At 66.4% G+C, this 12,023-nt stretch carries 12 protein-coding genes and 1 riboswitch; all 12 genes read left to right on the top strand.

What is annotated here, in order from left to right:
- Positions 1-680: thiamine pyrophosphate-dependent enzyme (locus A5625_RS04190; protein ID WP_232003404.1), on the top strand; the 680-nt coding region annotated here is incomplete at its 5' end.
- Between the two features lie 59 nt (positions 681-739).
- Positions 740-3,070 (top strand): accessory Sec system translocase SecA2, encoded by a 2,331-nt coding sequence (secA2, locus tag A5625_RS04185; RefSeq protein WP_066989326.1) that lies wholly within the window; start codon positions 740-742, stop codon positions 3,068-3,070.
- Between the two features lie 94 nt (positions 3,071-3,164).
- Positions 3,165-3,794, top strand: coding sequence for a CDP-alcohol phosphatidyltransferase family protein (locus tag A5625_RS04180; RefSeq protein ID WP_066989324.1), 630 nt, complete (start codon positions 3,165-3,167; stop codon positions 3,792-3,794).
- Complete coding sequence (locus A5625_RS04175) at positions 3,787-4,713, top strand: DUF881 domain-containing protein (protein WP_066989322.1); 927 nt, start codon at positions 3,787-3,789, stop codon at positions 4,711-4,713. The genes A5625_RS04180 and A5625_RS04175 overlap by 8 nt, the downstream gene beginning before the upstream one ends.
- Before the next feature lie 55 nt (positions 4,714-4,768).
- Entirely contained in the window at positions 4,769-5,101 is a 333-nt protein-coding gene (locus tag A5625_RS04170) for a small basic family protein (RefSeq protein WP_066989320.1), read from the top strand.
- A gap of 237 nt (positions 5,102-5,338) precedes the next feature.
- Positions 5,339-6,055, top strand: coding sequence for a DUF881 domain-containing protein (locus A5625_RS04165; RefSeq protein WP_369829980.1), 717 nt, complete (start codon positions 5,339-5,341; stop codon positions 6,053-6,055).
- 28 nt (positions 6,056-6,083) lie between these two features.
- Positions 6,084-6,482 carry a glycine cleavage system protein GcvH gene (gene gcvH, locus A5625_RS04160; protein WP_066989316.1) on the top strand — a complete coding sequence of 133 codons (399 nt, stop codon included), beginning with the start codon at positions 6,084-6,086 and terminating at the stop codon, positions 6,480-6,482.
- A gap of 295 nt (positions 6,483-6,777) precedes the next feature.
- On the top strand, positions 6,778-7,251 hold the full coding sequence (garA, locus tag A5625_RS04155; RefSeq protein ID WP_369829979.1) for a glycogen accumulation regulator GarA: 474 nt from the start codon (positions 6,778-6,780) through the stop codon (positions 7,249-7,251).
- Entirely contained in the window at positions 7,251-8,006 is a 756-nt protein-coding gene (locus tag A5625_RS04150; protein WP_066989314.1) for a MerR family transcriptional regulator, read from the top strand. The genes garA and A5625_RS04150 overlap by 1 nt, the downstream gene beginning before the upstream one ends.
- A gap of 113 nt (positions 8,007-8,119) precedes the next feature.
- Positions 8,120-8,614 (top strand): bifunctional nuclease family protein, encoded by a 495-nt coding sequence (locus tag A5625_RS04145; protein WP_007771374.1) that lies wholly within the window; start codon positions 8,120-8,122, stop codon positions 8,612-8,614.
- A gap of 271 nt (positions 8,615-8,885) precedes the next feature.
- Positions 8,886-9,515, top strand: coding sequence for a MerR family transcriptional regulator (locus tag A5625_RS04140; RefSeq protein WP_007771372.1), 630 nt, complete (start codon positions 8,886-8,888; stop codon positions 9,513-9,515).
- A 51-nt stretch (positions 9,516-9,566) separates the two neighbouring features.
- Positions 9,567-9,664, top strand: a riboswitch (glycine riboswitch).
- A gap of 176 nt (positions 9,665-9,840) precedes the next feature.
- On the top strand, positions 9,841-12,023 hold a 2,183-nt coding region (gene gcvP / locus A5625_RS04135), incomplete at its 3' end, for an aminomethyl-transferring glycine dehydrogenase (protein WP_369829978.1).

The raw sequence follows: 12,023 nt of genomic DNA, 5'->3' as shown, positions 1-12,023 counted from the left end.
TTCTCGCGGCGCTGGCCCCCGCCACGGCGACCGACCACCGAGACTGGATCGACGACCTGCGAACCGCCGAAACCGCGGCGCGCGACAAGGAGAAAGCCGAGCTTGCCGACGACCGCAGCCCGCTGCACCCCATGCGGGTCTACGCCGAGCTGGCACCCATGCTGGATCGCGACGCCATCGTCGTCATCGACGCCGGTGACTTCGGGTCGTACGCCGGCCGGGTGATCGACAGCTATCAGCCGGGGTGCTGGCTGGACAGCGGCCCCTTCGGCTGCCTGGGTTCGGGACCCGGTTACGCACTGGCCGCCAAGCTGGCTCACCCGGACCGCCAGGTGGTGCTGCTGCAGGGCGACGGCGCCTTCGGCTTCAGCGGCATGGAATGGGACACCCTGGTTCGGCACCAGGTGCCGGTCGTGTCGGTGATCGGCAACAACGGAATCTGGGGACTGGAAAAACACCCCATGGAAGCGTTGTACGGCTATTCGGTGGTGGCCGAGCTGCGGCCGGAGACCCGCTACGACGAGGTGGTGCGCGCCCTGGGCGGCCACGGCGAACTGGTCGCCGCGCCCGCCGAGCTGCGGCCCGCACTGGAACGGGCCTTCGCCAGCGGCCTGCCCGCCGTGGTCAATGCGCTCACCGATCCCGATGTCGCGTATCCACGCCGCTCCAACCTCGCCTGAGTGCACACGGCCTGCACTGGCTTGAGGCCGCGGGATAGGTCACCGCGTACCGTTGACCTGTGCCTAAGACGACCCGTGCTCAACCCGGCCGACTGAGCAGCCGCTTTTGGAAACTGCTCGGCGCCAGCACCGAAAAGAACCGCAGCCGCTCGCTCACCCAGGTCACCGACGCGTCGGAATACAACGACGAGGCCGCCGGTCTGACCGACGAGCAGCTGCGCAAGGCGGCCGGACTGCTCAACCTCGAGGACCTCGCGGAGTCCGAGGACATCCCGCAGTTCCTTGCGATCGCCCGGGAGGCGGGCGAGCGGACGACCGGGTTGCGGCCCTTTGATGTGCAGCTGTTGGGCGCGTTACGCATGCTGGCAGGCGACGTGATCGAGATGGCCACCGGTGAAGGCAAAACGCTGGCCGGCGCGATCGCGGCGGCCGGATACGCGCTGGCCGGACGGCACGTCCACGTGGTGACGATCAACGACTACCTGGCCCGCCGTGACGCCGAATGGATGGGCCCGCTGATCGAGGCCATGGGACTGACCGTCGGCTGGATCACCGCCGAGTCGTCCAGCGAGGAACGCAGGGCCGCATATGGCTGCGACGTCACCTACGCCTCGGTCAACGAGATCGGCTTCGACGTGCTGCGCGACCAGCTGGTGACCGACGTCGCCGACCTGGTGTCGCCCAACCCCGATGTGGCCCTGATCGACGAAGCCGATTCAGTGCTGGTCGACGAGGCGCTGGTGCCACTGGTCTTGGCGGGTACCACCCACCGGGAGACACCGCGGCTGGAGATCATCAAGCTGGCCGGCGAGCTGGAGGCCGGCACCGACTACGACACCGACGCCGACAGCCGCAACGTGCACCTGACCGAGGTGGGCGCGCGCAAAGTCGAGAAGGCGCTCGGCGGGATCGACCTGTACTCCGAAGAGCACGTCGTCACCACCCTGACCGAGATCAACGTCGCCCTGCACGCGCACGTGCTGCTGCAGCGCGACGTGCACTACATCGTCCGCGACGACGCGGTGCACCTGATCAACGCCGCGCGCGGGCGCATCGCGCAGCTGCAGCGCTGGCCCGACGGCCTGCAGGCTGCGGTCGAGGCCAAGGAGGGCATCGAGACCACCGAAACCGGCGAGGTGCTCGACACCATCACCGTGCAGGCACTGATCAACCGCTACGCGACGGTGTGCGGCATGACCGGCACCGCGCTGGCCGCCGGCGAGCAGCTACGCCAGTTCTACAGACTCGGCGTGTCACCAATTCCGCCGAACGAGCCCAACATTCGTGAAGACGAATCCGACCGCGTGTACATCACCGCGGCGGCCAAAAACGACGCGATCGTGGCGCACATCGCCGAGGTCAACGACACCGGACAGCCGGTGCTGGTGGGAACCCGCGACGTGGCCGAATCCGAGGACCTGCACGAACGGCTGCTGCGCCGCGGCGTGCCCGCGGTGGTGTTGAACGCGAAGAACGACGCCGAGGAAGCCCAGGTGATCGCCGAGGCCGGCAAGTTCGGTGTGGTCACCGTGTCGACGCAGATGGCCGGGCGCGGTACCGACATCCGCCTCGGCGGCTCGGATGAAGCCGACCACGACAAAGTCGCCGAACTGGGCGGGCTGCACGTGGTGGGCACGGGCCGGCACCACACCCAGCGTCTGGACAACCAACTGCGCGGACGCGCCGGACGACAGGGTGATCCGGGGTCGTCGGTGTTCTTCTCCAGTTGGGAGGACGACGTGGTGGCGGCCAACCTCGACCACAACAAGCTGCCGATGGAAACCGATGAGGACGGCCGGATCGTCAGCCCCAAGGCGGCGGGCCTGCTAGACCACGCCCAACGCGTCGCCGAGGGGCGCATGCTGGATGTGCACGCGAACACCTGGCGCTACAACCAATTGATCGCCCAGCAGCGTGCCATCATCGTCGATCGACGTAATACGTTGCTGCGCAACCCGACCGCGCGTGAGGAGCTCGCCGAACTCGCACCGAAGCGCTACCAGGAGCTGGCCGAGACCGAGGGAATCTCCGAAGATCGGCTGGAGAAGATCTGCCGGCTGATCATGCTCTATCACCTCGACCGCGGCTGGGCCGACCATCTGGCGTATCTGGCCGACATCCGCGAAAGCATCCACCTACGCGCGTTGGGCCGGCAAAATCCGCTGGACGAGTTTCACCGGTTGGCGGTCGACGCCTTCGCATCGCTGGCCGCGGACGCGATCGAGGCGGCTCAGCAGACCTTCGAAACCGCCAATGTCCTCGACGAGGAGCCCGGGCTGGACCTGTCCAAGCTGGCGCGGCCGACGTCGACCTGGACCTACATGGTCAACGACAACCCGCTCTCGGACGACACGCTGTCCACCCTGAGCCTGCCCGGGGTGTTCCGCTGATCTGAGTCACCAAATGCGCGGCCAGCCGAGCGTTCGAGCTCGAGTGCGCGCCCAGCCGGGCGCTCGGCGCGGAGTCGCGTTAAGGTCACGGCTCATGGAGCCGGTGCTTCCGCCCAACCGGGTGCTGACGGTGCCCAACGTGCTCAGCGTTGTCCGCCTGGCGCTGATTCCGGTGTTCGTCTACGCCTTGCTGGTGGCGCACGCCAACGGCTGGGCGGTCGGGATTCTGATGTTCAGCGGGGCCTCGGACTGGGCCGACGGCAAGATCGCGCGCCTGCTCGATCAGTCGTCGCGGCTCGGTGTGCTGCTCGACCCCGCGGTCGACCGCCTGTACATGGTGACCGTGCCGATCGTGCTGGCGTTCAGCGGGATCGTGCCGTGGTGGTTCGTCATCGTCCTGCTCGCGCGCGACGGTCTGTTGGCCGCGACGCTGCCGCTGCTGTGGAGCCGCGGGCTGTCGGCGCTGCCGGTGACCTACATCGGCAAGGCCGCGACGTTCGCCCTGATGTCGGGCTTTCCCCTGGTGCTGCTCGGCAGCTGGGACGCGCTGTGGAGTCGCGTGATCGGGGCCTGCGGCTGGGGCTTCCTGATCTGGGGCATGTACGCCTACCTGTGGGCGTTCGTGCAATACGCGGTGCAGATGATTCTGGTGCTGCGACGCATGCCCAAGGTCGACCGCGGTTCTCGTCCGTCGGCCGTGGCGAAGGTGGCCGACCATGGCTGATGTGGACCGCCTGCTCGGCGGCTATGACCCCAATGCCGGTCACGGCGCACATGTGGCGGCGCGGCCGAAAACCATCCCGGTGCCTTCGCTGCTCCGCGCGCTGCTTTCCGAGCACCTCGATCCCGGCTACGCCGCCGCGGCGGCCAAGCGCGGCGATACCGACGCACCGCGCAGCGGGCGCCGGCGGGTGTTCGGCTGGCTCTGGCAGGCGTTGGCTGCGCTGCTGATCGCCACGGTCTTCGCCGCCGCGGTGGCGCAGGCCCGCTCGGTGGCTCCCGGCGTCCGGACCGCCCAGCAGTTGCTGTTGGGCAACGTCCGGGCGATCGAAGGGTCCGCGGCCAAGTTGAACCAGCGGCGCAGCGAGCTTGCGACGCGAGTCGATGATGTGCAACGGCACGCGCTGGCTGACGACGCCGAGGGGCAGCGGCTGCTGAAACGCCTCGACGCGCTCGGCCTGGCGGCGGCGAGCACGGCGATCATTGGTCCCGGTCTGAAGGTGACCGTGACCGATCCCGGTGCCAGCCCGAACCTTTCCGACGTGTCCAAGCAGCGGGTCAGTGGCAGCAGGCAGATCATCCTGGACCGCGATCTGCAGTTGGTGGTCAACTCGTTGTGGGCCAGCGGCGCCGAGGCCATCTCGGTGGGCGGCGTGCGGATCGGGCCCAATGTGACCATCCGGCAAGCCGGCGGCGCGATCCTGGTCGACAACAATCCGACCCGCAGTCCCTACCCGATCCTTGCCATCGGGGCACCGCGTGCCATGCGCGATGTCTTCGACAACAGCCCCGGCATGCAGCGCCTGAGGCTGCTACAGATCTCCTACGGCGTCGTGGTTACCGTGGACGTCGCCGACGGACTGACGCTGCCTGCCGGATCGATCCGGGATGTCAAGTTCGCCAAGCAGATTGGGCCACAGTGAGAAAAGTCCTGAACAGACGCATTCCCCTGTGTGAAATGCGAACGGAAAGCCAAGCATGATCGGTATCGCAGCACTGGCGATCGGTGTCGTGCTCGGCCTGGTTTTCCACCCCGCGGTGCCGGAAGTCGTCCAGCCCTATCTGCCGATCGCGGTGGTGGCGGCGATGGACGCGGTGTTCGGTGGGTTGCGGGCATATCTGGAACGGATATTCGACCCGAAGGTCTTTGTGGTCTCGTTCGTGTTCAACGTCTTCGTGGCCGCCCTGATCGTCTATGTCGGCGACCAGTTGGGCGTCGGCACGCAATTGTCCACGGCCATCATCGTGGTACTGGGTATCCGCATATTCGGTAATGCCGCCGCGCTGCGCCGCCGGCTGTTCGGGGCGTGACACGCGCCGGGGACGACGCAGCGAAGCGATGAGGAGGAACGGCCCCATGACCGACTTGAGGTCAACGTGAGCCAGGATCCGCAAGATCACGCGGCCCGCGACAGTGCCGCCGACCAAAGTGGTGGCAGGCCAAGCCGGTCCGCGCACCCCGAGGCCGACCCGACGCCGGAACCGGGCACGCCGCGCGGCCGCCACGAACTCTCCGGGAAAAACGCCCGCCGAGAAGTCGGCCGCAGCTTGCTATCCGGGGCGGGTCGCGCGGGTCGGACCCGGATGGCGTTCGGGACGCTGGCGGCCATGCTGTGCCTGCTGCTCGGCATCGCCATTGTCACGCAGGTCCGTCAAAACGAGTCGGGTGACTCGCTGGAGACGGCCCGCCCCGCGGACCTGTTGGTGCTGCTGGATTCGTTGCGACAGCGCGAAGGCACGCTCAACACAGAGGTGAATGAGCTACAGAACACGCTGAATTCATTGCAGGCGTCCGGAAACAACGACCAGGCCGCCATCCAGTCCGCGCAGTCCAGGCTGGCGGCGCTGTCCATTCTGGTCGGGGCGGTGGGCGCCACCGGTCCGGGTGTCACCGTCACGATCGAGGACCCCGGACCCGGGGTTTCGCCCGAAGCGATGCTCGACGTGATCAACGAGTTGCGTGCCGCCGGCGCCGAGGCAATGGAAGTCAACGACGCACACCAATCCGTGCGGGTAGGTGTCGACACCTGGGTGGTGGGTATGCCTGGGTCGCTGACGATCGACTCCAAGACACTGTCACCGACGTATTCGATTCTGGCGATTGGCGATCCGCCCACCCTTGCCGCGGCGATGAACATTCCCGGCGGTGCGCAGGACGCAGTCAAGCGCGTCGGTGGACGAATGGCGGTCCAGCAGGCGGACCGGGTGGACGTGACCACCTTGCGGCAACCAAAACCGCACCAATACGCTCAGCCCGTCAAGTGAGCACCACCCGAACAGAACAGGATCACTCGTGAGCGATATCCCGCCCGATCTGCGCTACACCGCCGAACATGAATGGGTTCGTCGAAGTGGGGATGACACCGTCCGAGTGGGCATCACCGATTTTGCGCAGTCCGCATTGGGCGATGTCGTTTTCGTTCAACTGCCCGACGTGGGCACCGAACTGACCGCGGGCGAATCCTTCGGTGAGGTCGAATCGACCAAATCGGTGTCGGACTTGTATGCCCCGGTTTCGGGCAAAGTGTCGGCGGTCAACACCGATCTGGACGGCAGTCCGCAATTGGTGAACTCCGACCCCTACGGTGGCGGCTGGTTGCTGGATGTACAGGTATCCGAGGCCGCTGAATTGGAGTCGGCCATTTCTTCGCTGCTCGACGCTGAGGCCTACCGCGGAACGCTGACCGAATGACGATTGCTAATGTCCCTGCAGCCCCGCACCGCGGGCGAGCGGCGCGGCCAGGATACGGGGGAAATCGAAGTTTCGGATCGTCAGGTGGTGGGCGCATTGCAGGCTGGTGCGCGGTACCGTCGACACATCGACCTTTGAAGACCTTCGAAGATCGCTTGAAGACACGTGAAAGACACTTGTACGTACGAGACGGCAGTGATCGGCATACCGGGTAGAGAAACCTGGTGTGGAAGCCGGCCGAGCGGCCCGGACAAACAACGCCACAGCAGCCAGTGAGGAGCAGCGCGTGACGGACATGGACTCAGGAAGTCAGCAAGACCAGAACTCGGATGAAGTCACGGTAGAGACGACTTCCGTCTTCCGTGCCGATTTTCTCAACGAGCTGGACGCTCCCGCCCAAGCGGGAACCGAGAGTGCGGTATCCGGAGTCGAAGGACTCCCGGCGGGGTCGGCGTTGCTGGTCGTCAAGCGGGGACCGAATGCGGGATCGCGGTTTTTGCTGGACCAGGCGACCACGTCGGCCGGTCGGCACCCCGACAGCGACATTTTCCTCGACGACGTCACGGTAAGTCGCCGGCACGCCGAATTCAGGTTGGAAAACAACGAATTCAGCGTGGTCGACGTTGGTAGTCTCAACGGCACTTACGTCAACCGTGAGCCCGTGGACTCCGCGGTGCTTGCCAACGGCGACGAGGTGCAGATCGGCAAGTTCCGCTTGGTGTTTCTGACCGGACCCAAGCAGGGTGAGGATGGAGGATCTTCGGGCTAGTGAGCGCACCCGATAGCTCGGCACTGGCCGGGATGTCGATCGGGGCGGTCTTGGAACTGCTGAGGCCGGACTTCCCCGATGTCACCATCTCCAAAATCCGTTTTTTGGAGGCCGAGGGACTGGTGACGCCGCAGCGGGCTGCGTCGGGGTATCGAAGGTTCACCGCGTACGACTGTGCGCGGTTGCGGTTCATCCTTACCGCGCAGCGTGATCACTACTTGCCGTTGAAGGTCATCAGGGCGCAACTGGATGCCCAACCCGACGGTGAGCTTCCGCCCTTCAAGACGTCCTACTCGGCCCCGCGGCTGGTGTCCGTGGTGGGAAACGGGGAAGCCGGGGCGGACGCGGGGTTGGGCTCCGACACCTCGGCGGTGGCCCCGACCCACGTCCGGCTCAGCCGCGAAGAACTGCTGAAGCGCGCCGGCGTCGGTGACGAACTGCTTACCGCGCTACTGAAAGCCGGCGTCATCACCACCGGGCCGGCGGGTTTTTTCGACGAGCACGCCGTCGTCATTCTGCAATGCGCACGGGCGCTGTCGGACTACGGCGTCGAGGCGCGGCATCTGCGCGCTTTCCGCTCGGCCGCCGATCGGCAGTCGGACCTGATCGCCCAAATCGCCGGGCCGGTAGTGAAAGCCGGCAAGGCCGGTGCGCGCGATCGCGCCGACGATTTGGCGCGGGAGGTCGCGGCGCTCGCCATCACGTTGCACACGTCGTTGATCAAATCCGCCGTTCGCGACGTTCTGGATCGCTGAGGACTAGACTTCGGTCGACAGCTTGGTTTTCGGCAGTAGGGCGGATTTTTTACCTCGCCGTCCCTGGCGGGTACCAATCCAACCGGCGCCACTAATGCGGAGGGCAGACACAAATGGGTGAAGTTCGTGTTGTCGGCATTCGCGTAGAGCAGCCGCAGAACCAACCTGTGTTGTTACTGCGCGAAACCAACGGTGATCGTTACCTGCCGATCTGGATCGGTCAGTCGGAGGCCGCCGCCATAGCCCTTGAGCAGCAAGGCGTTGAGCCGCCTCGCCCGTTGACGCACGATTTGATCAGGGATGTCATTGCCGCGCTTGGACATTCGTTGAAAGAGGTCCGAATCGTCGACCTGCAAGAGGGCACTTTCTACGCTGACCTGGTGTTCGACCGCAACATCACAGTGTCAGCCCGTCCGTCGGACTCGGTGGCGATAGCGCTGCGCGTGGGCGTCCCGATCTACGTCGAGGAAGGCGTGCTTGCCCAGGCCGGCCTGCTGATTCCGGATGAGAGCGATGAGGAAGGCGGCACCGCCGTGCGGGAAGACGAGGTGGAGAAGTTCAAAGAATTTCTGGACAGCGTGTCTCCCGACGATTTCAAGGCTACCTAGCCCGCTACCAGCTGGTTGGGAACGGCGGCGCCGCTGGTTTAGCCTGGATGACGACATCACGGATGCATCTCAACTAACACCTGGATGTCGACACGCTGAGCGGATAGCTCGCCCACTTGGCCCCGGGGCGGCCATACTTTGATCGCGACTACAGGCGCGGCGGCTATCAGAAAGCGTAAGCTCACTAGCACTCGGGCCTGAGCAAACGTGGCTGCGATGCAGCCTTTAGACGCAGCTAACGACGAGAGCGCGATCGCGGAGAGGAACCACCGTGAGCGAGCAGCCACGCCAAGAGCAGCTCAACCTAGCTGACAGCGGTAGCCCGGCGGCCAGTGACCGCAGCGTCACCGTAGCCAGCGCACCTGTGCAGCCCGGGCTTTTCCCAGACGACTCGGTGCCCGACGAACTGGTCGGCTATCGCGGTCCGAGTGCATGCCAGATCGCCGGCATCACCTACCGGCAGCTGGACTACTGGGCACGCACCTCACTGGTGGTCCCTTCGATCCGCAGCGCGGCGGGCTCCGGCAGCCAGCGGCTCTATTCGTTCAAGGACATCCTGGTCCTCAAGATCGTCAAGCGATTGCTGGACACCGGGATCTCGTTGCACAACATCCGCGTCGCGGTCGATCATCTGCGTCAGCGTGGTGTGCAGGATCTGGCCAACATCACCCTGTTCTCCGACGGCACCACCGTTTACGAGTGCACGTCGGCCGAAGAGGTCGTCGACCTGCTGCAGGGCGGCCAGGGCGTCTTCGGCATCGCCGTGTCCGGCGCCATGCGCGAGCTGACCGGTGTCATCGCGGACTTCCCCGGCGAGCGGGCTGACGGCGGCGAGTCGATCGCCGAGCCGGAGGACGAGCTGGCGTCCCGGCGTAAACACCGCGACCGCAAGATCGGCTGAGGGCGCGCCCGCCGCTACGCTTCGAGCGGCCGAGTAAACTGGGCTGTGCATCGCATTCGTGCGGGAGAGTTTCGTGGCTGCCAGCCACGGACGCCGAAGGAGCAACACCTCTCCGTCAACCTCTCAGGCACCCGGACCGCGCGACATCATGATGCCTCTGGAAAGCGGTGCCGGCCGTTACGGTCTGCACCCGCCGATGGGGAAAGGCGCTCGGGCAACATCGGGCGCCGAATCTCTCAGGCGCCCGGCGAACGGGTGAAGACAGAGGGAGAGGGCCGTTAGTCCTCTGCCTCATATGTCTTCGTCCGCCTACTCAGGAGTTCCAGTGTCCGATCAATTCACGTTTGCGGCTCGGCACATCGGTCCGGACAGCCAGGCCGTCGCCGCCATGCTCGCGGTCATCGGTGTCGACTCACTCGACGAGCTGGCCGCCAAAGCAGTTCCGGCCGGCATCCTGGACCGGCTCACCGACAGCGGCGCCGCGCCCGGTCTGGACCGGCTGCCACCGCCCGCCAGCGAAACCGAGGCGCTGGCCGAGCTGCGGTCGCTGGCCGAAGCCAACACGGTGGCGGTGTCGATGATCGGGCAGGGCTACTACGACACGCTCACGCCGCCGGTGTTGCTGCGCAACATCTTGGAGAACCCGGCTTGGTACACCGCCTACACGCCGTACCAGCCCGAGATCAGCCAGGGCCGGCTCGAGGCCCTGCTGAATTTCCAGACGATGGTCGCCGACCTGACCGGCCTCGAGGTCGCCAACGCGTCGATGCTCGATGAGGGCACCGCGGCGGCCGAGGCCATGACGCTGATGCACCGCGCGGCTCGTGGCAAGGCCAACCGCTTGGTGGTGGACGCCGACGTCTTCACCCAGACCGCGGCGATCGTGGCCACCCGGGCCAAGCCGCTGGGCATCGAGATCGTCACCGCCGACCTGCGCGACGGGCTGCCCGATGGCGACTTCTTCGGCGTCATCGCTCAGCTGCCCGGGGCCAGTGGCCGGATCACCGACTGGGCGAGCCTGGTGGAGCAGGCGCACGACCGTGGCGCGCTGGTCGCCATCGGCGCCGACCTGCTGGCCATGACGCTGATCACGCCGCCCGGCGAGCTCGGCGCCGACGTCGCCTTCGGCACCACCCAAAGATTCGGTGTGCCAATGGGATTCGGCGGACCGCACGCCGGCTACCTCGCGGTGCACGCCAACCACGCGCGCCAGCTGCCGGGACGGCTGGTCGGTGTGTCGTTGGACGCCGACGGTTCGCCGGCCTACCGGTTGGCGTTGCAGACCCGCGAGCAGCACATCCGTCGCGACAAGGCGACCAGCAACATCTGCACCGCGCAGGTGCTGCTGGCGGTGATGGCCGCGATGTACGCCAGCTACCACGGCGCCGAGGGGCTGACCGCGATCGCGCGCCGTGTCCACGGTCATGCCGAGGCGATCGGCGCCGCCCTGGGCGATGCGTTGGTGCACGACAAGTACTTCGACACCGTATTGGCACGGGTGCCCGGTCGTGCCGCCGAGGTGATCGCCGCGGCCAAGGCCAACGGCATCAACCTGTGGCGGGTCGACGACGACCACGTGTCGGTGGCCTGCGACGAGGCCACCACCGACGCCCATGTCGCCGCGGTACTCGACGCCTTCGGACTGCACGCCGCCACGCCGGCGGGCGCCGACATCACCACCCGCACGTCGGAGTTCCTCACCCATCCCGCGTTCACCCAGTACCGCACCGAGACGGCGATGATGCGCTACCTGCGTGCGCTGGCTGACAAGGATATTGCCTTGGACCGCAGCATGATTCCGCTCGGCTCCTGCACCATGAAGCTGAACGCCGCCGCGGAGATGGAACCCATCACCTGGCCGGAATTCGCCCGTCAGCATCCCTTCGCCCCGGCATCCGACACTCCCGGGTTGCGGCGCCTCATCGCCGACCTGGAGACCTGGCTGGTGCAGATCACCGGTTACGACGCCGTCTCGCTGCAGCCCAACGCCGGGTCGCAGGGCGAATACGCCGGACTGTTGGCCATCCACGAGTACCACGCCAGCCGTGGAGAACCGCACCGCGACATCTGCCTCATCCCGTCCAGTGCGCACGGCACCAACGCGGCATCAGCGGCCTTGGCCGGGATGCGGGTCGTCGTGGTGGCCTGCCACAACAACGGCGACGTGGATCTCGACGACCTGCGCGCCAAGGTCAGCCAACACCGCGACCGGTTGTCGACACTGATGATCACCTACCCGTCCACGCACGGCGTCTATGAGCATGACATCGCCGAGATCTGCGCGGCCGTGCACGACGCCGGGTCCACCGCCGCCGTGCGGAATGCAGAACGTCTTGTGCAGATTCAGGTGGCTGACGTCACCACCGAACTTCCCCGGCCGGGCCAGCCCGACCAACGCGTTGAGGTTGGCGCCGTCGACGTACACCTGGCCCCCGGCGTCGTGCACGGCCGCGCAGATCTCGGCGATGTCATGCTCATAGACGCCGTGCGTGGACGGGTAGGTGATCA

Origin of the sequence: Mycobacterium sp. 1465703.0 (genome assembly GCF_001672975.1) — a bacterium.
In the GTDB taxonomy this organism is placed as follows: Bacteria; Actinomycetota; Actinomycetes; order Mycobacteriales; family Mycobacteriaceae; genus Mycobacterium.
The sequence above is the reverse complement of the archived record's forward strand: the minus strand, read 5'-3'. Positions and strand labels throughout refer to the sequence as shown.

What these genes read in the sequence shown, in the direction of transcription:
- A5625_RS04145 (WP_007771374.1), top strand. Translation starts at nt 8,120, where the DNA reads ATGGGTGAAGTTCGTGTTGTCGGCATTCGCGTAGAGCAGCCGCAGAAC.
- A5625_RS04170 (WP_066989320.1), top strand. Translation starts at nt 4,769, where the DNA reads ATGATCGGTATCGCAGCACTGGCGATCGGTGTCGTGCTCGGCCTGGTT.
- A5625_RS04180 (WP_066989324.1), top strand. Translation starts at nt 3,165, where the DNA reads ATGGAGCCGGTGCTTCCGCCCAACCGGGTGCTGACGGTGCCCAACGTG.
- A5625_RS04175 (WP_066989322.1), top strand. Translation starts at nt 3,787, where the DNA reads ATGGCTGATGTGGACCGCCTGCTCGGCGGCTATGACCCCAATGCCGGT.
- garA (WP_369829979.1), top strand. Translation starts at nt 6,778, where the DNA reads ATGGACTCAGGAAGTCAGCAAGACCAGAACTCGGATGAAGTCACGGTA.